The 24231-nt window shown below is 69.1% G+C and carries 23 protein-coding genes; 10 read left to right on the top strand and 13 right to left on the bottom strand.

Translation table 11 applies throughout. The features are described from left to right. Positions 1-6: 6 nt before the first annotated feature. Positions 7-984, bottom strand: a complete 978-nt coding sequence (locus tag ACODT0_RS02260) for a Bug family tripartite tricarboxylate transporter substrate binding protein (RefSeq protein WP_064262198.1) — start codon at positions 982-984, stop codon at positions 7-9. Between the two features lie 62 nt (positions 985-1046). Here ACODT0_RS02260 and ACODT0_RS02255 point away from each other — a divergent pair, with 62 nt between their 5' ends. The 4 genes from ACODT0_RS02255 (at position 1047) to ACODT0_RS02240 (ending at position 4741) form a co-directional block, all read left to right on the top strand. Beyond that, positions 1047-1793 (top strand): GntR family transcriptional regulator, encoded by a 747-nt coding sequence (locus ACODT0_RS02255; protein WP_489040439.1) that lies wholly within the window; start codon positions 1047-1049, stop codon positions 1791-1793. A gap of 140 nt (positions 1794-1933) precedes the next feature. Beyond that, positions 1934-2905, top strand: a complete 972-nt coding sequence (locus tag ACODT0_RS02250) for a tripartite tricarboxylate transporter substrate-binding protein (RefSeq protein ID WP_093347169.1) — start codon at positions 1934-1936, stop codon at positions 2903-2905. A gap of 14 nt (positions 2906-2919) precedes the next feature. Next, complete coding sequence (locus ACODT0_RS02245) at positions 2920-3276, top strand: hypothetical protein (RefSeq protein WP_261211093.1); 357 nt, start codon at positions 2920-2922, stop codon at positions 3274-3276. Between the two features lie 142 nt (positions 3277-3418). Beyond that, complete coding sequence (locus tag ACODT0_RS02240) at positions 3419-4741, top strand: hypothetical protein (protein WP_489040437.1); 1323 nt, start codon at positions 3419-3421, stop codon at positions 4739-4741. Between the two features lie 6 nt (positions 4742-4747). Here ACODT0_RS02240 and ACODT0_RS02235 read toward each other — a convergent pair whose 3' ends face one another. The 3 genes from ACODT0_RS02235 to ACODT0_RS02225 form a co-directional block, all read right to left on the bottom strand. Beyond that, a complete protein-coding gene (locus ACODT0_RS02235) occupies positions 4748-5551 on the bottom strand; it encodes an alpha/beta fold hydrolase (protein ID WP_489040436.1) in 804 nt (267 codons plus the stop codon). A gap of 133 nt (positions 5552-5684) precedes the next feature. Next, positions 5685-7919 (bottom strand): LVIVD repeat-containing protein, encoded by a 2235-nt coding sequence (locus tag ACODT0_RS02230; RefSeq protein WP_413765576.1) that lies wholly within the window; start codon positions 7917-7919, stop codon positions 5685-5687. A gap of 50 nt (positions 7920-7969) precedes the next feature. Then, positions 7970-8359 carry a hypothetical protein gene (locus tag ACODT0_RS02225; RefSeq protein WP_057598454.1) on the bottom strand — a complete coding sequence of 130 codons (390 nt, stop codon included), beginning with the start codon at positions 8357-8359 and terminating at the stop codon, positions 7970-7972. 386 nt (positions 8360-8745) lie between these two features. Here ACODT0_RS02225 and ACODT0_RS02220 point away from each other — a divergent pair, with 386 nt between their 5' ends. Further along, entirely contained in the window at positions 8746-9153 is a 408-nt protein-coding gene (locus ACODT0_RS02220) for a hypothetical protein (protein ID WP_261211087.1), read from the top strand. Continuing rightward, entirely contained in the window at positions 9146-9613 is a 468-nt protein-coding gene (locus ACODT0_RS02215) for a YybH family protein (protein WP_057594160.1), read from the top strand. The genes ACODT0_RS02220 and ACODT0_RS02215 overlap by 8 nt, the downstream gene beginning before the upstream one ends. Position 9614: 1 nt before the next feature. Here the strand turns inward: ACODT0_RS02215 and ACODT0_RS02210 are convergent, their stop codons facing one another. Next, a complete protein-coding gene (locus tag ACODT0_RS02210) occupies positions 9615-11909 on the bottom strand; it encodes a TonB-dependent receptor (protein WP_489040435.1) in 2295 nt (764 codons plus the stop codon). A 313-nt stretch (positions 11910-12222) separates the two neighbouring features. Between ACODT0_RS02210 and ACODT0_RS02205 the strand changes: the two genes are divergently transcribed. Beyond that, positions 12223-13119 (top strand): LysR family transcriptional regulator, encoded by an 897-nt coding sequence (locus ACODT0_RS02205; RefSeq protein WP_057594162.1) that lies wholly within the window; start codon positions 12223-12225, stop codon positions 13117-13119. Further along, complete coding sequence (locus tag ACODT0_RS02200; protein ID WP_489040434.1) at positions 13116-14096, top strand: tripartite tricarboxylate transporter substrate-binding protein; 981 nt, start codon at positions 13116-13118, stop codon at positions 14094-14096. The genes ACODT0_RS02205 and ACODT0_RS02200 overlap by 4 nt, the downstream gene beginning before the upstream one ends. Positions 14097-14129: 33 nt before the next feature. On the opposite strand, the gene ACODT0_RS02195 is transcribed toward ACODT0_RS02200, so the two are convergent. Continuing rightward, complete coding sequence (locus ACODT0_RS02195; protein ID WP_057594164.1) at positions 14130-14420, bottom strand: DUF1330 domain-containing protein; 291 nt, start codon at positions 14418-14420, stop codon at positions 14130-14132. 189 nt (positions 14421-14609) lie between these two features. On the opposite strand from ACODT0_RS02195, the gene ACODT0_RS02190 reads away from it, so the two are divergent. Continuing rightward, on the top strand, positions 14610-15389 hold the full coding sequence (locus ACODT0_RS02190) for a glycerophosphodiester phosphodiesterase (protein WP_489040433.1): 780 nt from the start codon (positions 14610-14612) through the stop codon (positions 15387-15389). A 13-nt stretch (positions 15390-15402) separates the two neighbouring features. Here ACODT0_RS02190 and ACODT0_RS02185 read toward each other — a convergent pair whose 3' ends face one another. From ACODT0_RS02185 to ACODT0_RS02160, 6 genes are all read right to left on the bottom strand, one after another. Further along, complete coding sequence (locus ACODT0_RS02185) at positions 15403-16998, bottom strand: acyl-CoA synthetase (RefSeq protein WP_489040432.1); 1596 nt, start codon at positions 16996-16998, stop codon at positions 15403-15405. Beyond that, positions 16995-18170 (bottom strand): acetyl-CoA acetyltransferase, encoded by a 1176-nt coding sequence (locus ACODT0_RS02180; RefSeq protein ID WP_208509615.1) that lies wholly within the window; start codon positions 18168-18170, stop codon positions 16995-16997. The genes ACODT0_RS02185 and ACODT0_RS02180 overlap by 4 nt, the downstream gene beginning before the upstream one ends. A gap of 32 nt (positions 18171-18202) precedes the next feature. Next, a complete protein-coding gene (locus tag ACODT0_RS02175; RefSeq protein ID WP_489040431.1) occupies positions 18203-19444 on the bottom strand; it encodes an MFS transporter in 1242 nt (413 codons plus the stop codon). Positions 19445-19448: 4 nt separating this feature from the next. Next, on the bottom strand, positions 19449-20627 hold the full coding sequence (locus ACODT0_RS02170) for an alpha/beta hydrolase (protein WP_489040430.1): 1179 nt from the start codon (positions 20625-20627) through the stop codon (positions 19449-19451). Positions 20628-20721: 94 nt separating this feature from the next. Continuing rightward, entirely contained in the window at positions 20722-20949 is a 228-nt protein-coding gene (locus ACODT0_RS02165; RefSeq protein ID WP_489040429.1) for an antitoxin PaaA2 family protein, read from the bottom strand. 137 nt (positions 20950-21086) lie between these two features. Continuing rightward, positions 21087-21998 carry a DMT family transporter gene (locus ACODT0_RS02160; protein WP_489040428.1) on the bottom strand — a complete coding sequence of 304 codons (912 nt, stop codon included), beginning with the start codon at positions 21996-21998 and terminating at the stop codon, positions 21087-21089. Between the two features lie 95 nt (positions 21999-22093). Here ACODT0_RS02160 and ACODT0_RS02155 point away from each other — a divergent pair, with 95 nt between their 5' ends. Continuing rightward, complete coding sequence (locus ACODT0_RS02155) at positions 22094-22945, top strand: LysR family transcriptional regulator (RefSeq protein ID WP_489040427.1); 852 nt, start codon at positions 22094-22096, stop codon at positions 22943-22945. 95 nt (positions 22946-23040) lie between these two features. Here ACODT0_RS02155 and ACODT0_RS02150 read toward each other — a convergent pair whose 3' ends face one another. Beyond that, positions 23041-23310 (bottom strand): hypothetical protein, encoded by a 270-nt coding sequence (locus ACODT0_RS02150; protein ID WP_489040426.1) that lies wholly within the window; start codon positions 23308-23310, stop codon positions 23041-23043. Between the last annotated feature and the right edge of the window lie 921 nt (positions 23311-24231).

Here is a 24231-nt window from a genome sequence, read left to right as displayed (position 1 = left end):
GGCTCCTCAGTCGGCGGTGATGCCCAGGCGGGCCACCACGCCTTCCCACACCGGCGCGTCCTTCAGCATCTGGGTGCGGAAGCTCTCGACCGGCATCACCAGCGGCTCGGTCTCCATGCTCGCGAACTGGGCCTTGACCTCGGGCGAGGACATCACGGCCGCCATCTCGGTGCTGATGCGCTCGACGATGGGCGCGGGCAGCTTCGACGGGCCGAACAGCCCGCCCATGGTGTTGAGCGTGAGGCCGGGATAGCCGAGCTCGGCCATCGTCGGCACGTCGGGATAAGTGGCCAGGCGCTGCGCCGAGGTCACGGCCAGGGCCCGCAGCCGGCCGCCGCGGATCAGCGCACCCGCGGCAATCGGCGAGTCGGTCGAGAACAGCACCTGCCCGCCCGCGAGGTCGGCCAGCGACTGGCCGCTGCCCTTGTAGGGCACGTGGGTGGCCTTGGCATTGACCTGCTGCAGGTACATCTCGGTCGCCAGGTGCGTGAGCGTGCCGGTGCCGGAGGACGAATAGCTCGATGGCGCGGCCGCCAGCCGCTTCGTCAGTTCCTGCAGGCTGCGCGGGCTGTCGGGCTGCGTGCCGACCAGCACCATGTAGGGGCTGCGCAGCGCCGCGGCCACCGCGGTGAAGTCGCGCAGGTGGAACTTCGCGTTGCGGTTCATCGCCGGCACCACCACCAGCGGCGCGGTGGTGCTCAGCAGCAGCGTGTAGCCGTCGGCCGGCTGGTCGAGCACGAACTGGTGGCCGATGATGCCGCCGCCGCCGGCCTTGTTCTCCACGTACACGCTCTGCTTGAGCCGCTCGCCGAGCTTGCTCGCGAGCAGGCGCCCGATCACGTCGCTGCCCGAGCCGGTGCCCTGGGTCACCACCAGCCGGATCGGCTTGCTGGGGTAGGTGTCGGCCAGCGCCAGCGGTGCCACGCCGGCCAGCGGCAGTGCGGCGCCTGCGGACAGTGCGCGGATAAAGTCTCTACGATGCATGCGTTTGTCTCCAGTGGCGTCTGCTTCGCCTAATTAGTCGAATATTCGAATATTATCTCTTCATGGCGCATCCAACAAGTGCCGGCGCGGCGTTGACCATCCAGGACATCGTCGACGCCATCGTCCGCGAGATCGACGAAGGCCGTTATCCCGTCGGCAGCCTGCTGCCTTCCGAAGCCCAGTTGCAGGCGCAGTTCGGTGCCACGCGCTACCGCCTGCGCGAGGCCATGAGCGCGCTGCGCAAGCTCGGCGTGATCGATTCGCGCGCCGGCATCGGCACCCACGTGCTGGCGCGCAATCCCACGCCCTTCTTCGTGCATTCGCAGCAGACGCTCGAAAGCATCATGGAGGCCGCACGCACCACGCAGCTCAAGCTCGAACGCGCCGGCCTCGTCGCCGCCGACGAGCAATTGGCCGGCCTGCTGCAGGCCGAGCCGGGCAGCCAGTGGCTCTTCCTCGACACGCTGCGCTACCTGCGCGGCGAAGCGCGCCCCACCGGTGCGCTGTGGCTCTACATGCGGCCCGAGTTCGCGGGCGTGGCCGAGCGGCTGGAAGCATGGAACGGCCCGGTCTTCAAGCTGATCGAGCGGCTCTACGGCGTGGGCGTAGCGGTGGTGGAACAGGAGATCGACGCGGCGCCACTCGAGTCGCGCCTGGCCGAGCGCCTGGATGCAGTGCCCGGCTCGCCCTGCCTGCAGGTCACGCGCCACTGGTTCGATGCCGCGGGCAAGCTGGTGCAGTGCTCGGTCGGCCTCTATCCGCAGGGGCGCTCGCGCTATCGGTCGCGGCTGCCGCTCGCGAGCCTCTGAGTTCGGACGGCCGGGCATCGGGCGCCACCGATGCCCAGGCTGTCGGTGTTCACCTAAGGTGACCGCCTTAACAACCAGGCGTCTTCTGCGCGGCGTGGGTGGGCTATAGCATTTTCGGCTTCACCCATAACGAGACATCAATGAAGCGCCTGTTCACGATCGCGATCGCGGCCCTCGCCGCCCTTCCTGCGTTCGCCGAGTATCCCGACAAACCGATCATGATCGTGGTGCCCTTCGCGGCCGGCGGCCCCACCGACAAGGTGGCGCGCGACTTCGCCGAAGCGCTGCGCAAGCCGCTGGGCAACGTGGCGATCACCATCGACAACACCGGCGGCGCCGGCGGCACGCTCGGCGCCGCCAAGGCCGCGCGCGCGGCCAACGACGGCTACACGCTGATGCTGCACCACGTGAGCATGGCGACCTCGCCCTCGCTGTACCGCAAGCTGCCCTACAAGACCCTCGAGGGCTTCGAATACCTGGGCCTGATCAACGAAGTGCCGATGACGCTCATCAGCTCGAAGTCGGTGCCCGCGAACAACTTCACCGAGCTGCGCAAGTGGCTCGAGACCAACGGCAGCAAGACCAACCTCGCCAACGCCGGCATCGGCTCGGCCTCGCACCTGTGCGGCCTGATGCTGCAGAGCGCGCTGAAGATCGCGCCGCAGACCATCCCCTACAAGGGCACGGCGCCGGCCATGACCGACCTGATCGGCGGCCAGGTCGACATCATGTGCGACCAGACCACCAACACCACCGCGCAGATCGAGGGCAACATGGTCAGGGCCTATGCCGTGACCACGCAGCAGCGCCTGAAGACGCCGGTGCTGGCCGCGCTGCCCACGCTCGACGAGAGCGGCCTGAAGGGCTTCAACGTCAGCATCTGGCATGGCCTGTTCGCGCCCGCGGGCACGCCCAAGGCGGTCACCGACAAGCTCAATGCGGCGCTGAAGGTGGCGCTCAAGGACCCGGCCTTCATCAAGAGCCAGGAAGGGCTCGGCGCCGTGATCATCACCGATGCGCGCGTCAACGGTCCGGAGCACAAGAAGTTCGTCGAGACCGAGATCGAGAAGTGGGGCGCGGTCATCAAGGCGGCCGGCCAGTACGCGGACTGAGCATGGACCGCGCCATGACGACGAATCCGAACCGCCTGCGCCTGCGGCTGATCGCACTCGCGGCGCTGGCGCCGCTCGCGGGCGCCGCGGCGGCCGCCTCGCCGAAGTTCTCCATCGAGCTCGTGGGCGGCCGCATCAAGGGCGACGACACGTTGAAGGTGCGCCAGGGCGACCAGGTGCAGATCAGCGTGGTCAGCGACCAGCCCCTGGTGCTGCACCTGCACGGCTACGACATCGAAACGCAGGTGACGCCGCCCGCGCCGGCGCTGCTGAGCTTCAAGGCCAGCCTCGCGGGCCGCTTCCCGGTGCACGAGCATCGCCACGGTCCGGGCAACCACCGCGCCGTGATGTTCATCGAAGTCCATCCCTAGGCGCGCCCTGAAAACGCTTCGCTTCGGGACCGGTCTCGCGATCGCGTGCGCCTCGGCCGGCGCGCGGGCGCACGGCTTCGGCCAGCGCTTCGACCTGCCGCTGCCGCTGTGGCTGTGGCTCACGGGCGCCGGCGCGACCCTCGTGCTGACCTTCGCGGCGCTCGCGCTGTTCGCGCGGCGCCACGACTTCGGTTCCTCCTTCCTGCGCGACACCGACCTGCTGCGCTTCACGCCGCTGCGCCGCATCGCGCATCCGCTCGCGGTGGTGCTGCGAACGCTGGGCTGCGCGCTGTTCGTGCTGACGCTGGCCACCGGCTTCCTCGGCAATTCCGATGCCTATGCGAACCTGATCGTCACGATGGTCTGGGTGCTGTGGTGGGTCGGCATGGCCTTCTTCTGCGCACTGGTCGGCGACCTGTGGGAGATCGTCAATCCGCTGCCCACGCTGTACCGCGCCGCCGCGCGCCTGGTCGGCGGCGGCCGCGAATCGCTGGGCCTGCCCTGGCCGAAATGGCTGGGCGCCTGGCCGGCGGTCGCGCTGTTCTTCGCCTTCGCCTGGACCGAACTGGTGTGGCAGGACAAGGACCTGCCCGCCGCCCTCGCCGGCGCCCTGCTGGGCTATGCGCTGCTGAGCTGGGCCGGCATGCTGCTGTTCGGCGTGGAGGCCTGGCGCCACCGGGCCGATGCCTTCGCGATGGCCTTCCGCGTGCTGGGCCGCTTCGCACCGCTCGAGCTGCGCGGCTCGACGCCGACCGAGCCTGCGCGCCTGCGGCTTCGGCCCTACGGCGCCGGTCTGCTGACGACCGAGCCGGTGCCGAATTCGGTGGCGGCCTTCGTGCTGCTGATGCTCGCGACCGTCACCTTCGACGGCTTCCACGAGACTCCGCTGATGGACCGCATCGGCACCGCCGCCCAGACCTCGCGCACGGTGGCCGAGACGCTGTTCACGCTCTCTTCCGCGACCGGCATGGACGAGACGCAATGGCTCAACAGCGTCATGCTGCTGCTGTTCCCCGTGGCCTTCGTGCTGATCTTCCGCGGCGTGGGCGCGTGGATGCTGCGCCTGGCCGGCAGCACCGAACGCGCGGCCGTGAACGCGATGGTCTGGAGCCTGGTGCCGATCGCCGTGGCCTACCACCTCGCCCACTATGCCTCGCTGCTGCTGACGACAGGGCAGTTCATCGTTCCGCTCGCCTCCGATCCCTTCGGCTGGGGCTGGAACCTGTTCGGCACGCGCGGCCGCACGGTCGACCTCGGCATCGTGAGCCCGGCGGTCTACTGGTACACGGCCGTGACGCTGATCGTCGTCGGTCATGTGCTCGCGGTGGTCGTCGCCCATGTCGAGGCCACGCGGCGCTTCGCGAACCACCGCGCGGCGATGCTGAGCCAGCTGCCGATGCTGGTGCTGATGGTGGCCTATACGAGCCTGAGCCTCTGGATCATGGCGCAGCCGATCGTGGGGTGAGCGGCGTCAAGCCAAGGCGGCCTGGCGCTTCAGAAAGCCCTCGACCACGCCCGCGAAGTACGACGGATGCTGCTGCATCGGGTAGTGCCCGCAATCGGGCACCACCCGCAGCTCCGCGTTCGGATGCCACGCGAGGAAGGTGCGCTTCATCGCCTCCGCATCGAGCCCCGGATCCCTGTCGCCGACGACGACCAGGAACGGGGTTTCTAGCCCTCGCACCTCGTCGGCGAAATCGGCCGTGACCAGCATGTCGAGGTAGTGCCTGCGGCATGCGGGCGCCACCGCCTCGCGGTTGTGCCGCAGCTTGCCTTCGATCCATTCGTCGGAAAGGCTACCGCCGACGAACTTGAGCAGCCGCCGAAGCGCGTCGTCGTCGTCGGCCGTGCTGGCAAAGAAGGCCAAGGCCTCCGGCCCCAGCCTGTTGCCGGCAGCTGAAACCGGGCACACGGCGATCGCGCTCGCGATGCGCGAGGGCGCGTCCGCCGCGAGGCGTTGCGTGACCATCCCGGTCATCGAATGGCCGAGGACGTGGAAGCGCCGCCAGCCGAGGCGGTCGGCGAGCGCGAGACAGTCCGCGGCGATCTCCTTCACCGTGAACTCGCCCGGCAGCGCCATCGACAGCCCATAGCCGCGCAGGTCGGCGAAAACATGGGTGAACGCCTGGCCGTCGAGCCAGGGCAGGAGCGCTTCGTAGTTCGCGTGGTCGCCGAGCCAGTCGTGCAGGACCAGCACGGGGACCGGCCCATGGCCATGTCGGGCGTATCCGAGGCCAGCGTGCGATGCGGGGCGAATCTCGAGGGGTGCTTTCATCTCTGGGTTCCATGGAAGTTGCGGAACAAAAAGAAAACGCCCTCCCGGCGAACCGGGAGGGCGTTTTGAAAGTGCCGCGATGTTATCGACCGCGCGAGCGAAGGTCAACAGGCATGCACGGTCCTTCGCATCTTCAGCTCTTGAGGTTCGCCACCGCCAGCTTCCCGCCGCTTTGCAGGTAGCCATTGGTCGTGAACGAGCAGCCCTCGGTGCAGCTCAGCGAGAAGAAGCCCTTGTTGCCGCCGTTGTCGGTCACCTGCAGGCGGAACTTCGCGGGCTGGCCGTCGAAGCTGCCGTCGGCGTCGATCTGCACCGAGTTGCTGGTGGCCGTGACCTGCGCGCCATCGGCGTCGATCGCCGAGCCCAGGCGCGTCACCGCACCCAGCTGCACCTTGTTGCCCAGGCCCTCGATGCTCAGGCTGACGCTCGGGCCCTTGCTGTCGCGGCCGGCCTTCAGCGCCACCGTGATGTCGCCCTGCGCCGTCGCCACCTTGCCGCTGACGTTCGCGCTGCGGCTCATGCACGGGTTGTACTGCGGGTTGGTCAGCTCGAGCGAGACCAGGCCGCCCTGGTTCCAGCCGGTGTAGTAGAGGCAGTTCTCGGCGTCGTAGCGCGGGTCGGGACGCGTGAAGTCCATCTTGCTCGGCGTGTTGCGCCGCGCGACGTAGTAGCCGATCTCCTTCGGGCTGGTGGGATCGGTCCAGTCGGCGAAGCGGATGCCGCCCGATGCGGCCGCGTAGACGGCCACGCGCATGTGGTTGCGGTCGTCGAAGTTCAGGTAGTGGACCATCGGGACGTTGCCGCCCTCGGCCACCAGCGTCGGGCAGACGCTGGCCTTGTTGGCATCCTGCTCGTAGGTGCCGACGATCTTCGGATGCTTCTCGTCCGAGATGTCGATCATGCGGCCGAAGCTCTGCTGCTTGCACTGGTTCGGCAGGCCGTTGGTGTCGCTGGTCGTCAGGGCGTACGACTCGTCGGTCGAGACGATGTACTCCTTGCCGTTGACGTGCCGCACCCATTCGGTGGCGTGCGTCGCGGCGGTCGAGGTCATGCGCGCATAGCCGCCCTGCTCGAACTCGGGGTTGGGCTGCTGGTCGCACCACGAGAGGAAGCTCACGTACTTGAGCTTCGGATCGGCCACGCGCTTGACGATGTCGCTCGAGTCCATGATCAGCAGGCCGTTGGCGCAGGTCTGGTCGCGCCAGAAGGTGGTGGTGGGCGTCGGCAGGTTGCCGGCCACCTGGCCGCCGCCGCCGTACACCGCGAGATAGAGCCGCGTGCCGTCGGGATTGGTGCTGACGTCATGGATGTTGGTCGCGGCCATGATGCGCCAGTTCTTGTTGCTCTTCACCTCGTCGGGCAGCTGCGAGCGGTTCCAGCTCAGCAGCAGCTTCGGGTTCTTCGGATCGTCGAGGTTGGTGATGTGCAGGTCGACGCGCTTGTTGTCGATGGTGTAGTTGGCGAAGTTGTCGTCCGTGGGCGAGGTGCCGCCGGTGATGAGCGTGGTGCCGCCGTCCTTGGCCGTGGTGCCGAAGGGCACGCCGTACCAGGTCTTGCCGTCGGGCGAGAGCCAGCCGTCGTGGTGGCCGCCCGAGGACTGGTAGCTCGCGTTCAGCGGCACCGGGTGCAGGCAGTCGCTGACGTCGTAGACGTCCACCATCTTGTTGTCCTTGTAGCCGGCCACCAGCAGGTCGCCCGAGAGCTCGAGGCCCGAGTACGCCTCGATCGCCGCCGGCGTGCGCAGGATCTTCCCGTTCGGGTTGACCGGGGTGGCGGCGGTGGTCTCCTCGCCCCACTTGTTGGTGCTCGTGGCCTTGACGGTGGCCGAGGGCGCGGTGCCGACGACCGTGGTGTCGCCGCTCGCGGGCACGACCTGCATCTTCGTCGGCGTCTTCATGTCGAACACGATGATGCCGGTGGTCAGCGCGGCATCGCCGCCGGCCGCGCCATCGCGGTTGGAGGCGTACGCGCAACGCGTCGAGCCCTTGGCCTTGATCTGCAGGTCGCCGAAGGCGCCGCGGCCGAACAGCGTGTTCTGCGCGACCTTGCGCGCACCGCACCAGTAGCCCTGGAAGCCATCGGGATTGGCGGTGGCGTCGTACATCGCCGACTTGGGGATGTGGCCGTTGACGCCCGGTTCTGCCTGGTCCCCGGGGCCGGCTTCGCACAGCCGCGGCGGCGTCACGTACGGCTGGGCCACCGGGCCCGTGTCGGCGGGCGGCTGGTCGGTGGACCCCGCGGGGGGCGGCGCCGATCCGACGATGAGCGGCGCGCTGTCGTTGCTGCCGCCGCAGGCGGCGAGCAGCAAGGCGCTGGTCAGGGCGCCAACCAACAGCAGGTTGGCTCTGGGGGCTTGTCTTCTCTTCATGGTTCTTCTTTCTCTGTCAAAAAACACGGGGCCAGGGGAAAGTCTTCGCGTCAATGTCCGAAGGGGGCGGGGTCGCCCGCGAATGCCGGTTCCACGTCCGGCTCCGGCGGGTGGGCCGGGCGGGAAGGCAGCGGCGATGCGACGGTGCGGTCGGTCTCGATCACGACCGACTGCCCCGCGCCCGCGAGCACGACGCTGTCGGGCTGGATCGCGCTGACGGTGAGGCCCTCGAGGTGGCCACCGACACGCAGTTGCAACAGCTGCGAGTCGTCGGTGCGGCGCATCAGCGCGAAGCTGTCCACGCCATCGGCCGCCACGACCGTGCCGACGAGCTTGAAGGCCGCGACCGACAGCGCGGCGTCGACCGGCTTCGCGGCCACCGGCACGGGCTTCGGCGCCGGCGCCACCACCGGCGCGGGAGCCACAGCGACCGGCGGCATCGGCACGACGGCCTCATCGGACGACGGCCACCACCACGTGGCCGACAGCGCAATGACGCACACCGCCGCAAGCCACCAGGGCCAGCGGATGCGATGCGTCACGGAAGCCTGCATAAGGTGTCGATGTGGTCGTGGAGTGGGCGCAGAGATTAGTTGTGAAAGCCCTGCGTCAGAAGACGACCAACGGTTAAAACGTTCGTCGCAGGTGAGCGCGTGAATCGCATCGCGGGCCCTGTCCGAGACCCTCGCCGACACTGGCGTCACGGCACGCAAGCCGCGTGTTTTCATCGCATGCGGACGTCGATCGCGATGCATCGTTATCCCTTGCGCGCGCGCGCCGCGTCGATAACATCGCCGGCTTCTTTCAATGGAGGCAAGGGACAGCGATGTTGCTGACGACATGGATCCTCGCCGGCGCGCGGGCCTCGGCCATGGCCGCGGCCCTGCTGCTCGCGCAGCACGCGGTGGCCGGCCACGACGCGGTCGATCCCGCGGTGCGGCGCTTCACGGCCAAGGTGACCGGCCTGGGTCAGGCCGGCAAGGCGGGCCGCATCGCCACCTTGCGCTTCGAACCGATCGGCCCGGGCATGGTGGCCCCCAAGCGCAACGAGATGCGCGGCTGGCGGCTCACCTTCATCCGCGGCAAGATGTTCGGCCGCACCCTGTGGCTCCAGAGCAATACGCCCGACGAACTCACGGTGCGCGCCACCGATCCCTCGATGGAAGGCGTGAACGCCGGCGACATCGTCGTCATCGAATTGATCGACCCCAAGCTGGTCGACCCCCATGCGTAGGCTGCTGCTCGCCGCAACGTTCTCTGTCCTGGCCACCGCGGCGGCAGCGCAGACCGTGAAGCTGCCGGCCGACGCGGTCGACGGCTTCCACGCCGCGCTCAAGCGCAAGGACACGGGCGGTGCGCTTTCCTACCTCGACCGTTCGCTGGTGGTGTTCGAGTTCGGCGTCACCGACCCGACGATCGAGGCCTATGCGCTGAGCCACCTGCCGGGCGACATCGACATGGCGGCCGTCTCCACCTGGACCCTGCAGGCGCGCCGCCTCGGCGGCAGCGGCAACGAGCGCTGGGTGCTCAGCACCTACCACGTGACCGGCAAGCTGCCCGACGGCAAGCCCATCGATCAGGTGATGCAGGAAACGGCGATCGTGCGCCGCGCGGGCGACAGCTTCCGCATCGTCCACCTGCACTGGTCGAGCGACAAGCTCTGGGCGCAACCGCCTCGGCCCGCCGCGCCCTGACTCAGAGGTCGAAGCGCAGTTCGGCCGTGTAGGTGCGCTGCGGGTACGGGTGGAAGTTCCAGTAGCGGTCGTTGTTCGCGTTGTCGATGCCGAAGGCCGCCGACCACTGCCTGTCGATCTGGTAGCGGACGCGCAGGTCCACCGTGAAGTAGCGGCTCGCCCCGAAGTAGGCGAAGGCGTTGACGTCGCTGTTGTCGAGGTTCGAGTACTGCCGGCCGCTGTAGCGCGCGGCCACCGTGAAGGCCCAGCGCGCATCGGTCTTGTAGGTGGCGTAGGCCGTGGCGCGCCAGCGCGGCACGCGCGGCTGCCACTTGCCCACCGCCGCCGGAAAGGCCGCGTCGGCCACCGTCTTCGAATCGGCATAGGTCAGGCTGCCGCCGAGATCGAGGCCCTGGATGCCGACGTCCTGCCCGGTGTATGCGAGCTCCACGCCGGTGGTGCGCATCCGGTCGACGTTCTGCACGCGCGAGACGGTCGAGTTCGGAATCAGCTGGCTGTAGAGCGCGTTCTTCGTGGTCTCGTGGAACAGCGTGGCACGCAGCAAGCCGTTGCCCAGGTCCTGCTCGGCCGTGAGTTCGCCGGTCCACGACTTCTCGGGCTTCAGGTTCGGGTCGTTGACGAACGAGAGCGCGCCGCCCGAGGTCGCGCCGTAGAGCTCGCCCACCGTCGGATAGCGCACCGCGCGGCCCACCGAGGCCTTGATCACCGTCGAAGGCGCGAGCTGGTAGGCCAGGGCGGCCTTGGGCGAGAGGTCGGACTCGCTGCGCGAGGCATAGGGCTGTGCGCTCGTGGCCGTGGCGGTGAAGCCGTCCGTGGCCTTCCACTTCTCGTAGCGAAGCCCGAGCACGGTCTTCCATCGCGGTGCGAAGGACCATGCGTCCTGCGCCCAGGCACTGAGCGTCCGGCTGCGCCCGCCGACCTGGCTCACGGGGGTGAACGCAGGGCCGTCCTGCCAGTCGCCGAGCACGTTGGTCTTGGCGATGACGAGCTTGTAGGCATCACGGCCGACACCGAAGTCGACCACGTGCGCGCCGCCCACGCCCTGCGGCCGCCAGGTGCCCTTGGCCGCGAGCGTGTTCCAGCCGGTGCCGCCCTGGTCCTGCAAGGTGCCGGCACCGCCGAGGGCCGCGAGCGGCAGCGCGACCGTGGGCGAGCGCTGCGTGTCCCTGGCGTAGTCGTAGAGGCTGGCGGCCACCTCCCAGTCGAAGGCACCCTGGGTGTTGCTCTTGACGGACAGCCCGTGCATGAAGTGCGTGGCGCGGTCCTCGGTCCACGGAAAGGCCGTGGGCGCGAGCGTGAAGCTGCGCCCGCCGATGTTGACCGGCCCGCTGTAGACCGGCTGGCCGCGTGCATCGACGAGGTAGCTCTCGCTCTGCCCGCTGCCGGCGTTCTGCCACCAGCCGAGCGTGTAGCTCGCGCGCAGCGTGGGCGAGATGTCGTAGGCCAGCTTGAGCTTGGCGTGGTCCTGCACGGTGCGGTACTGCGTGCCCGCGCCGAGGATCAGCCATGGGGCGTTGGTGGTGTTGAGGCCCGGCACCGCGCCGAACACCGGCGTTCCCGCGCCGCCGGCCACGGTGGACGCCAGCGTCGCCGTGGTGAAGGTCAGCGGCTGCCCCTGACTGTCGGTGCGGTTGACGTCGATCCACCAGGACCAGTCGCCGCTGCGGCTGCCCAGCGAGGCGCTGGTCTGCCAGCCGTTGAAGCGCCTCTTCGTGCGGTAGAGCTCGTTGGGCTGCGAGGAGAAGCCCGCCTTCACATGGGCCTCGAGCTTGTCGGGCATGCGCGTCACGTAGTCGACCACCGCGCCCGCCGAGTTGCCCGGGTACGCGGCCGAGAACGGGCCGTACATCACGTCGACCCGCTCGATCTCCTCGGCCGTGACCAGGCCCCAGCGCGGCGCGAAGTTGGTGCCGTTGGCGATGCCGTTGCCCAGGTAGTTCGACAGCAGGATGCCGTCGGCATAGACGGCCGAGCGCGCGCTGTTGCCGGTGCCCGAGGCGCGCGTGGAAAGGATCGCGTGGTTGTAGTCGCCGATGTAGCGCTTGCGCACCAGCAGGCTCGGCAGGTACTTGAGCGCGTCCTCGCTGTCGGTGGCGTTCACGCGCGTCTCGATCTCGGCGCGCGTCACGCCCTCGATGGTGGTGGGAATCTGCGTGGGCAGCGAACTCGGCCGGGCGCCGGTGACCGTGACGATGCCGAGCGACCTGGCGCGCTCGGGCGCGTCCTGGGCCATGGCATCGGTTGCAACGCAGGGAAAGGCCGCGACCAGCGCGAGCGACAGGAGGGACCTGTTCATGAAGGCCTGGCGCGATCTGTAGCGGGAAGTCGCATGTCTCTGTTCTTGTTCGGATGCGCCGGCGCCGCGGCGCGAAAGCGGCAGAGGTTAGTCGCGGCCCGTGGCGCCCCGGAAGGACTTCGTCGGTTAACTCGTTCACCAAAGGTGGGCGCATGCGAGCGGCTTTCGGCGCACCGCGAACGCCGCAAACCCGCATGGATGCTGGTATTTCGCTCGTTGCAGCGCATGCCGCACACGTCCGCGGCGGCGCTGCACCCCGGCGGACGCTTGCCGGATAATTCGCGACCACAACGACAACGAGACACGAGACAAAGTGCGCGAGGCCCACCTCCGAGATCTGATAGCCGTCATCGAAACCGGCAGCGTGCGGTCCGCCGCGCGCAAGCTCGGCCTGGCGCAGGCAGCAGTCAGCAAGAACCTCACCGCGCTCGAGAAGTCGCTGGGCGTGCCGCTGCTGGTGCGCTCCGCGCGCGGCGTCGAGCCCACCGAGTTCGGCCGCATCGTGCTGCGCCGCGCGCGCGTGATCGATGCCGAGCTGCGCCATCTGCAGGAAGAGCTCGAGAGCGCCGGCGGCGAGGGCCGCAAGCTGATCACGGTGGGCCTGTCGGCCACGGCCGAGGCCATGCTGCTGCCCACAGCCGTGGCGCGCTTTCGCGAGCACACGCCCAATGCATTGATCAGCGTGCTCGGCGGCCGCTCGTCGTCGACCATCGCGGCGCTGCGCGAAGCCAGGATCGACTTCGCGGTCGGCCCGCTGCCCACCGACCAGAGCCTGTCCGACCTGCACACCGAGCAGCTGTGCAGCTCCGACATGGGCATCGTCGTGCGCGCGGGCCACCCGGCCGCCGATGCGCGCGACCTGGCCGCGCTGGTGCCCTATGGCTGGCTCTACAGCGTGCAGCAGTCGGGCGGGCCGATGATCGTCACGCTGATGACGCGGCAGGGCCTGCCGGCGCCGACGCTGGTGGCGCATTGCGATTCCTCGAGCGCGCTGGTGTCGATGCTGCTGCAGAGCGACCTCGTCACGCTCAACAGCCTGGGCGGCCTGGAGCCCTTGCGCGAACGCGGGCTGCTCAAGGTCCTGCCCATCAAGCTCGATCTGCCGCCGGCCGTGCAGCACCTCGTGACGCCGACGAAGCGGCCGCTGACCCCCTCGGCCGCGGCGCTGGCCGACGAGTTCCGGCGCGCCTCGCGCAGGCTGCGGCGGTGAACGGCGGCACGCTGGCGACGCGGCGCGCTCTGCTCGCCGCCATCGCGTGCGCCGGCCTGTCCGGCCGCCACGCGCTGGCTGCGAATGACACGGGCCGGCCCCTGCGCATGATCGTGCCGCAGGCCCCGGGCGGCGCCGCCGACTTCATGGCACGGCTCATTGCGAGAGAGTTATCGAGCGTGCTCGATCGCCCCGTGGTGGTCGACAACCGCGCGGGCGGCGGCATGATCGTCGGCACGCAGGCCGTGGCCATGGCCGCGCCCGACGGCAACACCATCGGCATGGTGTTCTCGCCGCATGCCGCCAACGGGGCGATGCGCCAGCAGATGCCCTACGACGCGCTCGACGATTTCGAGCCCCTGTGCCTCGGCGGCCATTCGATCGTCGTGCTGGTCACGCAGCCGGGCTTCGCCGCGCGCGACATGGCCCAGTTGATCGCGCTGGCAAGACGCACCGATCCGCCGCTACAGTACGCGTCGCTGGGCATCGGCTCGGTGTCGCACCTGGCCGGCGAGCTGCTCGCCATCGAGGCCGACGTGACGCTCGAGCACGTGCCCTACAACGGCAGCGCGCAGATCTACCGCGCGCTGCTCAACGGCGATCTGCCGTTGGCCTTCGTCACGCTGGAGAGCGCGCTGCCGCACCTGCAGTCGCGGCGCCTGCGCGCGCTGGGCATCACCAGCGCCCGACGGGCCGCGTCCTATCCGCAGCTGCCCGCGATCGCGGAGTCGCTGCCCGGCTTCGAGCTGATCGGCTTCTATGGTTTCGTGGCACCGGCGCACACGCCGCCGGTGCAGGTCGAGGCGCTGAGCAGCGCACTCGCACGGACCCTGCAGACCCCGCAGGTGCATGACCGGCTGGCGGCCGGCGGGGTCGAGGTTTCGGTCGCGCCGCCGGCGGCCTTCGCCGCCTTCCTGCGTCAGCAGATCGGCAAGTACGCGGCGCTGTCCAGGCGCACGGGGATCACGCTGGACTGAAGCGGCCCCCGGTCCGGCCCGCTTCCGCTTCGCTCAGCTGCCTTCGATGATCCGCAGATCGCGCTCGGCGCCGTCGCCCAGCGCGACCAGCGCGGCCTGGTAGTCGGGGCTGTCGTGGGTGGCCGTGGCCTGCGCCACGCTGTCGAACTCGATCAGCACGGTGCGTTCGGCCAGGCCGTATTCGTAGGTTTTCGCGGGCAGGCCGCGTGCCAGGAAACGCCCGCCGCCCGCGGCGATGGCCGGACCGGCCAGCTTCGCGTAGGCCGCGAGTTTGTCGGCGTCCTTGACGGCGCGGTATGCACTGACCCAATAGGCTTTTGCCATGTCGATTTCTCTGTAGTTGCCAAAGGCTTTCAATATAGCGGGGCAAGGCGCCTCGCGCCTCGGCCCGGCCGCAAGCCACCTACACTGCACCGGCCAATCTCCTGGCTCGCATCGCACTCCGTCCACTCCACGTCGCGAGGTTCCATGGCTGGTGCAATTTTTCGATGGCGGCGCTGGCGATGGCTGCTGGTGCCTCTGCTGTTGTTCGGCCTCCTGCTGTCGATGAGCGACCCGCTCTATCGGTACGCGGCGGCCCGGACGCCGGCCTTTGCCTTTCCCGCATGCCAGAAGGCCTGGGCCCATCGCGGGTATGCGGCAGCCGGCGGCGAGAACGGCCTCGCGGGCATCGCGGAGGCCTTCAGGCGCGGCGCGGCCGGCGTGGAGATCGACGTTCTGTTCGACCCCGAGCTCGACGACTTCGTGGTCTCCCACGACCGGCCCTACACCCTGTTCGACGGCCAGCCGCTGCGCCTGGAATCGGTGCTGTCGCGTTTCCCGCGCAGCGGCCTCTTCTGGCTCGATGCGAAGGACCTGCGCAAGCTCTCGCCCTGGACCGCCCACCAGGCGACGCACCGGCTCAGCGCGCTGCTCGAGCGCTACGGCCTCACCGAGCGCGCGTTCGTGGAATCGAGCCAGCCGCTGTACCTGTCCTGGCTGGCCGACCAGGGCGTGCACACCAGCTATGCCATCAGCCCCAACGACCGCAAGTACAGCGCATCGCTGTACCGGCTGCACGCGGCCGTCATGAAGCTGGCCTATGCCTTCGTGGGCGCCGACGCCATCTCGATGACCGCCGCGCGCTACACGCCGGTCACCGCGGCCACCTTCGACGAGGCCGCGATCCTGCTGTCGACCGTCAACGACGCCGGCATGCTGCGATACCTGTCGGCACGACCCGAAGTCAAGGTCGTTCTGACGGACGAAGACCACTACGCCGTCACGGCCTGCGCCGATCGCCCGCGCCGATGATCGTGGCCACGCGCTACGGGCTCGCGATCTCCCCGCGCTCGACCAGCAGTTGCCGAATGTCCTTCTTCGCGATCTTCCCGTAGCCCGACTTCGGCAAGGCCTCCCAGAAGAACACGTGGTGCGGCCAGCGGTAGCGCGCGCAGCGGCCGTCGAGGTGCGCGATCAGCGCGTCGCCATCGACCTGCGCGCCCTCGCGCCGTACCACCACGGCCACGCCGACCTCGCCCCACTTGGGATCGGGCACGCCGAGCACCGCCACCTCGGCCACCGCGGGATGCGTGAGCAGCACCTCCTCGACCTCGCGCGGGTAGACGTTGGAGCCGCCCGAGATGTACATGTCGGACTCGCGGCCGGTGATGTAGAGCAGGCCGCGCGCATCGAGCCGGCCGAGGTCGCCGGTGTGGAACCAGCCGCCACGCAGCGCCTTGCGCGTGGCCTCCTCGTTGCCGTGGTAGCCCGCGAACACGGCGGGGCCGCGCACGCAGATCTCGCCGACCTCGCCCGTGGGCAGGCGTTGCAGCTCGGCATCCAGGATCGCCACCTCCATGCCGGTGCGCGCGCGGCCGCACGAGCCGATGTTGGCGTTCGGGTCCTCGTCGTCCGCCGAATGCATGGCGGCCGGCAGCACCGTGATGTTGCCGGTGACCTCGCCTAGCCCGAAGTACTGCACCAGCACCTTGCCGAGCTTCTTCAGCGCGAGCTTCTGGTCGGCGCGGTACATCGGCGCGCCCGCGTAGATCACGTGCCGCAGCGAGCTGTGGTCGTAGCGGTCGACCGCCGGATGCTCGACCAGCATCTTGACGATGGTCGGCACGGTGAAGAGGTTGCTGATGCGATGCGCCTGCACCGAGGCCCAGAAGGCCTCGGGGTCGAGCTTCTCGCTGGCCGGCAGCACGGTGGCCGCGCCGCGCGCCACGTTGAGCAGCGCATGGATGCCCGCGCCGTGCGACAGCGGCGCGACCGCGATCGAGCAGTCGTGCTCGGTCGTGCCCGGGATCAGGTCGGCCAGGTGGTTGGCGACCACGAAGGCCATCTGCCCGTGCGTGAGCACGCCGGCCTTGGGCCGGCCGGTGGTGCCCGAGGTGTAGAAGAACCACAGCGGGTCGTCGCGGTTCACGGTCTCGTGCTCGGCCTGCGCCGCATCGTGCGCCTCATGCGCGCGCACCAGCTCCTCGTACGAATGCTCGCCTTCGCGCGCGCGGCCGATCGCGAGCACATGCGCGAGCGCCGGCGAGGCTGCGCGCACCGCGTCGGTGTGGCCGGGGAAGATATCCTCCACGATCATCGCGACCGCACCGCTCGACGCGCCGAGGTAGGCCACCTCGGGAGGCGTGAGCCGGAAATTGGTCGGCACCCAGACGCAGCCGAGGCGGAACGCGACCCAGCAGCTCTCGAACATCTGCAGGTTGTTGCGCGACTGCACGAGGATGCGGTCGCCTTTTTTCAGCCCGAGCGCGCGCAGCGCCGCGGTCATCGCGGCCACGCGCGCCTCGATCTCGCCCCAGGTCCAGCTGCGGCCGCCCTCCTGGATGAGGCCCGACCGCTCGGCAAAGAGCGCGGCCGTCTGCGTGAGCAGCCGGCCCAGGTTCATCGCCTGCGCCGCACTCACGAGGCCGGCTCCAGGATGCTGAGGTAGCTCGCCACCGCCGAGCCGCCCATGTTGAACACCGCGCCCATGCGCGTGCGCTCGACCTGCATGCCGCCGGCCGTGCCCGAGAGCTGCATCGCGGCCATCACGTGCTGCGACACGCCGGTGGCGCCGATCGGATGGCCCTTGGACTTGAGCCCGCCCGAGGGATTGACCGGCAGCCGGCCATCCTTGCGCGTCACGCCGTCGAGGATCACGCGCGCGCCCTCGCCGTGCGGCGCGAGTCCCATGGCCTCGTACTCGAGCAGCTCGGCGATGGTGAAGCAGTCGTGCGTCTCGACGAAGCCCAGGTCGTCGAGCGAGGCGCCGGCCGAGGCCAGGCCCTTCTTCCACGCCATGGCCGCGCCCTCGAACTGCGTCGGGTCGCGCCGCGACATCGGCAGGAAGTCGTTGACGTGCGTGCGCGAGCGCCAGCGCACCGCGGGCACCCTGGCGCCCGCGAGCGGCTCGGTCGACAGCACCAGCGCGGCCGCGCCGTCGGACACCAGCGAGCAGTCGGAGCGCTTGAGCGGTCCCGACACGAAGGGGTTCTTGTCCGAGGGCGTGCGGCAGAAGTCGAAGCCGAAGTCGCGCCGCATGTGGGCATAGGGGTTGTGCATGCCGTTGGCGTGGTTCTTGGCCGCGATGGCCGCGAGCGCGTCGGACTGGTCGCCGAAGCGCTCGAAGTAGTTGCTCGCGATGCCGCCAAAGATGCCCGCGAAGCCGGCCGGGTCGGCGCCCTCCTCCTTCACGTACGAGCACTTGATCAGCGTGGCCGCCACCTCGGGCGTGCGCAGGCCGTTCATGCGCTCCATGCCGATCACCAACGTGCGCTTCATGCGGCCCGCGGCCATGGCGTCGAGCGCGGCCCAGATCGCGGCCGAGCCGGTGGCGCAGGCGTTCTCGCAGCGCACGGCCGGCGTGTGGCGGAACTCGGGCATGGCCACCGCGGGCAGCGAGGCCGTGAAGTCCTGGCCGACGAAGCCGGCGTTGAAGTGGCCCACGAAGATGCCGTCGATGTCCTCGGCCGCCACGCCCGCGCTGTCGAGCGCGGGTTGCACGGCGTCGCGGATGAGCTGCTCGAGCTCGGCGTTGTCGAGCTTGCCGAAGGGCGTGTGGCCCCAGCCGACGATGTAGGCGTTGTCGTTGCGCATGATGTCTCCTGGAAGGAATGGAAAGCGGGGATTCAGGGCACGGCGGGCCGCGCGGGCACGGGCCGGCCATGACGTTGTACCAAGGTCAGCGCGATCGTGCCGGCCGCGGCCGCGAGCACGCCCGTGGTGAGCGACAGCACGGCGGCGCTGCCGCTGCGGTACATCAAGCCCATCCAGCCGCCGCAGAGGAAGGCCGCGCCCGCGAAGATGAAGCCGCCGAGCGCCGAGGCCGCGCCGGCCTGCAGCGGGAACGGCGTGGCCATGCCGACGTGGCCGCAGGGCTGGTGGATGCCGTAGGCCAGCAGCATCAGCCACAGGCCCGCCGTGAGCGTGCCGGCCGTGTGCGCGCCGGCGAGCTGCGGCACCACCAGCACCAGCGCCGCCAGCAGCGACAGGAAGCCCGCGCGCCGCACCGAGGTCACGATGCCGTGCGCCGCGATCCAGCGCCGGCACAGCATGGTGCCCGCGAGGTAGGTGACCGAGGCGCCGCCGATCACCAGCCCGAAGCCCACGCGCGAGACGCCGAAGGTCTCGATGAAGAGATAGGCCGAGCTCGAGAAGAAACCGAAGTTGGCCGCGTAGCCGAAGGCGTTGAGCAGCGTCCACGACTGGAAGGCCGGATCGCGCGCGATGCGCGCATAGCCCGCCAGCAGCGGGCCGAGGCGCAGCGCATCGGGCTTGAGCGAGCGCGCGGTCTCGGGCACACGCGCGAGCACCAGCAGCGCGCCGGCCAGGCCGCACAACGCCATCGACCACAGCGTGGCGCGCCAGCCCAGGGTCTGGGCCAGCAGCGCACCGGTCACGGGGATCAGCATCGTCAGGCAGGCAAGCACCGACATCGCCACCGTCATCACATGCGTGCCGTGCTGCTGCTCGAACAGGTCGCGCACGATCGCGCGCCCGCAGACCATGCAGGCCGCGATGCCCAGGCCCTGCGCCGCGCGCGCGGCGATCAGCACCTCGATGTTCGGCGCCATCGCGCCCACCGCGGCGCCCGCCGCGTACAGCAGGAAGCCCGCCACCAGCACCGGCCGGCGGCCAAAGCGGTCGGAAGCCGGGCCCCACAGCAACTGGCTCAATCCGAAGCTGAACACCAGCACCGCGAGCGTGAGCTGCACCACGCCCACGCGCGCCGCGTACTCGTTGCGGATCGCGGGCAGCGCCGCGAGGTAGAGGTCGGTGCCCAGCGGCTGGACCGCGGTCGAGAGCGTGACCACGCCGACGACCAGCGCCGGCCCCATCGCAGCGACTGCGGCGACAGCGCCGGTCTTCACGGACTCAGCGCTCGAGCAGGTTGCGCTCCTGCAGCCAGCCGCGGATCAGCGCCGTGGCTTCCTGCAGCAGCTCGGGCTGGCCGGCGTAGTAGTGGGTCGCGCCCTTCACCACGCGAAAGAGCTTGTCGGGCGAGGCCGCGGCCTCGAACAGCATCTTGGGATGCGTGGTCGGCACCGCGTCGTCGGCGCTGTTCTCGATCACCAGCAGCGGCACGCGGATGCGGCGCGCGCCTTCGAGCCCGTTGCCGCAGGAGTCGTCGAGCGACCATTGCGACAGCCAGCTGCGCAAGGTGGTGAAGCGCGCGAGCCCGACCGGCCCGGAGTTCACCGTTTCGGGATTGCCCATATAGCACCAGCGCGGCCGGCGGTCGTTGGGGTCGAGCGTGGGATCGAGAAAGCGCGGATCGGCCAGCGTGCGGTGCACGAGGAAGGGCCGCTCCATCTCTCCGGTGTTGCGTGCCTTGAGCTCGGCCAGCTTCGCCCGCGCCCAGGCCGTGATGCGGCGCATGCGGTCGAGCTGCGCCACGCGGTAGCGCTGGATGTAGGCCGGCGAATACGGCGGCTGGTTCGGGTTGCGCGGGTCGTAGATGTCGAGCTCGACTTCGCGGTCGTCGGGGTTCAGCTCGTCCTTCACCGAGGGATCGATGGTCTCGGCCAGCAGGTGCGCGCGCGAGAGGTGCGCGGCCTGGTAGATCACCGCATCGGCCGGGATCAGCCCCTTGCCCTTGAGATCGACCGCATCGCCGGCCGGCGTGTGCGTGATGCGCGGGTCTTCGGCCTCGGCCTGATAGCTCACCGCCAGCGCCCCGCCGCCCGACCAGCCCACCAGCACCACGTGGCGATAGCCCCAGACCTGCTTCGCATGGCGGATGTAGGCGCTCAGGTCGAGGAACACTTTTTCCATGATCAGCGCCGTGTCGTTGCGCTGGTAGCGGCTGCCCGCGCACAGCACGTGCGCGCCGGTGGCCGCCATCGCGCGCGGCACCGGCAGCAGCTGCAGCGTCGACGCCGGGTGCATGAAGACCATCAGCGTGTCCGACGCCTGGCCCTCGGGCCGGAAGCGGATCGCCTCGAGGTTCACCGCGCCCTGGTTGCCGGAGAAGCCGTAGGTCTCGGTGAAGGCGGCGTGCTCGTCGTACTGGAGGTGCACCCACTCGGTCTGGACGGTGAAGGACTCGGTCATGAGGGGAATGTAGGACCGGGCGGGGAGGATGGCAGTCCCCCGGTGGAGGTACAGCAGAGGCCGATCCTCCCATCGCCGGGCGATCGCTCGATGCTCACTTCCCGCCCGTCTCTGTCTTGAGAAGCGCGGCTGCACGTCGCTTGGAGAAATATGCCTCTACCTCATCGTGCGCAACGGCAGGGCGTGGTTCGTCCAGCGCCTCCTGCACCTTCGCTCGAAACCAAGCGTGGTGCGCAGCGGCGTCGACGACGGGTTCTGCGGGCAATGCACGGTCCTCGGTGTCTACATCGATGCGGTTCTGCACGACTGCTTTGCCGACCATGGCGACGTCCTCTCAGTGTGAAGCGAAAGCTCGAACGTACTTCATGTGAACGCGATTGGCGACATCCTCGGCGCGCGTGCTCCAAACCTTTCAATCCTCGCGGCTCATCAACCACCGTCCAGAAAACCTCCCGGCCTTCACACACCGCCGCGCTCCGAGCTATCGATCTGCTCGCGCGAAGCCCCAGTCGCCGCAATCACGATCCCCACCAACACGGCCAGCAGCCCCGCGACAAGGTTCCACCGCAGCGGCTCCGCCAGCAGCCAGGCGCCCACCAGCCCCGCCGCCACCGGATTGACCGTCACCGAGATCGCCACGCGCGTGGGCGTGGTGCGGCCCAGCGCGAAAGCCCAGAGGAAGAAGACGATCGCGCCACCGAACACGCCGAGGTAGGCGATGGCCAGCCACTGGGCCGTGCCGAAGGAAGCCACGGGCGCGAAGCTGCCGCCCTGCCAGGCGATGCCGGTGAGGCACAGCGCGCCGACCGCCATCGCCACGGCGGTGAAGGTCAATGGCCCCGAACGACGGATCAGCGGACGCGAGCCCACGCTGTAGAACGCCATGCACAGAGCGGCCGCGAGCATCAGCAGGTCGCCGCGCCAGGCATCGGGCGGCGCGGTGCGCAGTCCCGACAGCAGCGCCAGCCCCACGCCCGCCATCGCGACCAGCACGCCGATCGTCTTGCGCCGCGTGAAGGGCTCGACGCGCAGCACGCCCGCCACGGCCATGGTGAGCAGCGGCAGCGCCGACAGCGCCAACGCGCCGCGCGCGGCGGTCGTGTAGTGCAGCGAGGCATTGAAGAGCAGCGGGAACAGGCCGAAGAACAGCAGCCCCAGCCCGGCGGCCGCGGGCCAGTCGCGCGGCGCGGGCCACGACTCGCCGGAACGCAGCAGCGCCATCGGCAGCAACAGGCAGAAACCGATGCCGAAGCGGAAGGCGCCGAGTGCCACCGGATCGATGACGCCCGCGACATAGCGCGTTGCGCCCACCGCCGCGCCGCCCAGCGCGCTGGACAGCATCGCGGCCGCGATGCCCAAGAGTTCTCCCACGCCTGTGCTCCCTTGTCGATGAAGTGACAGCAGCGTAGGCAGCCCTCTATCATCAATCAATGGAATTTATTTGGTCACTCTGATCAACAAATCGAATGAGCATCCCGACGCTCGACCCCGAGCTGCTGAAGGCCTTCGTGGCCGTGGCCGACCACCGTTCGTTCACCCGCGCGGCAACGGCGCTGAACCGCACGCAGTCGGCCGTGAGCATGCAGATCAAGCGGCTCGAGGAGCGGCTGGGCACCGAGCTCTTTCACCGCACCAAGGTCAATGTCGACCTGAGCCTCGCGGGCGAGGGGCTGCTCGGCTATGCGCGCCGCATCCTGCTGCTCAACGACGAGGCGGTGGGCCATCTGCAGCAGCACAAGGTCGAGGGCCGCGTGCGGCTCGGCGTCATGGACGACTACGGCAGCTTCGTCGTGCCGCCGGTGCTCGCCAGCTTCGTGGCCGCGTATCCGCGCATCAACATCGAGATGGAGACCGGCCTGACCGCGCGCATGCCCGAGCGGCTGGGCGAAGACTTCGACCTCGTGATCGCGATGCATCCTGAAGGCCAGGGCGGCGGCGAGCTGCTGCGGCGCGAGCAGGCGGTCTGGGCCACGGCCGTTTCGCACTCGGTGGAATCGCAGGATCCGCTGCCGGTCGCGCTCTATCCGCAGGGCTGCCTGTTCCGCCAATGGGCGACCAAGGCGCTCGATGCGTCGGGGCGACCATGGCGACTGGCTTTCGTGAGCCACAGCCTCGCGGCCGTGGAATCCATTGCAGCGCAGGGACTGGCGGTGACGGTGGTGAAGTCGGGCACCTTTCCGCCGAGGCTGCGGGCGCTGTCGGAGCGCGATGGCATGCCGCGGCTGCCTGCGGCGGATATACGGCTGCATCGGGCGGCGGGTCTGCCGCGGGCGGCTGGGTTGTTGGCGGATCACATCGTGCGGGCTATTGCGCTCTGACTGGCGCGATCAGTTGGCAGCCCTTGCGAATAGCGAGGACAGGATAGGACCTGTCTCCCAAGCGGGCCGCGAAACCGCGGCCCGCAGACCGGCCCTTACCCGCCAGTCTCGAGCGCGCCACGTCGCGCCATCTCGCTCAACTGAAACAGCTCCCCGGCCTTGCGGGCGAGTTCCGCTGCGAGCCAGAGCAGGTTGTCCAGTTGGCGAGGCCCGTCACCGCTGCACCAATCGATGTCCTTTCCGTGGGAGGCCCACAGAAGCGCTTCGAGTTGGGAGAGGGTGTTTTCGAGGAGATCCGCCGGGGCTTGGGCGGTTTCTCTGGAGGAAACCGGCGTGCGACGCCGGGCTATAGTCTTGGTAGCCATTTTTGTGCGTTCCTTTCGAGGGTCTTGCACGAACTTGGTTAGACGGCTGGGGTGCTCCAACACCCTGGCCGTCGCCTTTTGATACCTCGCATTTGCATCGCTGCCTTTGCAACGACAACCTGCCGCGAGGCAAGCAGCCTTCGAACATCTCGGTGGGTTGGTGTGTTGCGCCTTTCTTCTCCCCTAGTTGGGGTAGTGAGTGAGAGGGGCATCCACTCTAGGGAAGAAGTGGGCGGGTTGACGTGCCGTTTGGCATGAAGTTGCGGTAAGCGCCAATAAATGCAGCTTCCGTAGCGCACTGAGCACGGACCTCTAAGAGGCCGTGGCGTGCTGCCCCGATCGGCATCGGAGCCGCTGGGATGCGGGCAAGAAAAGACTCAGTCCATCCAGGACCGCGCCCGGTCCAGATGCTCGTGGCACTCGCGCGCCATGCGCACCTACAGTTCCGCACAAGTCGGGATGTCATCGATCAGCCCGATGCACTGGCCGGAAGAGGCCACGCCCTCCTGGACCGCGCGGCCGCGCGCGCCGGCCACCAATCGGCGGACCTCTTCGAACTCGCTCTCTACTCCATAGGTCAAGTGTCAGCGTCGCAGCGGTTACCGTCATTCGCCGGACATTGCCAGCTTTACAGTCACGGCCACGAGTTCGCCGTTGGCTCATCCATCTCCTGACCGGCAACGACGGGCGCGATCCTAGGTGGAGCAGGCATCCACACCGTCCTGCTACTGCAGGTGCGCAGGTCCTGCAGATACATTGAAACTTTAGCGTGGCCGGTCCATACCCGCGTGCCGTTGAGAGTGCAAGGCCTGCGCTGCCCGACTTCGCAAAACACTTACGTTCATCCACGGCTTTACGCAGCATCAGAACCCGGGGATGGCCACCTGCCCTAGGCCTATTGGAAGTGCTCCGTTTCAAACC

The sequence above is a fragment of the Variovorax sp. FG153 genome, from assembly GCF_057809595.1.
Note: the sequence above shows the minus strand (reverse complement) of the source record. Positions and strands in the feature narration are given on the sequence as shown.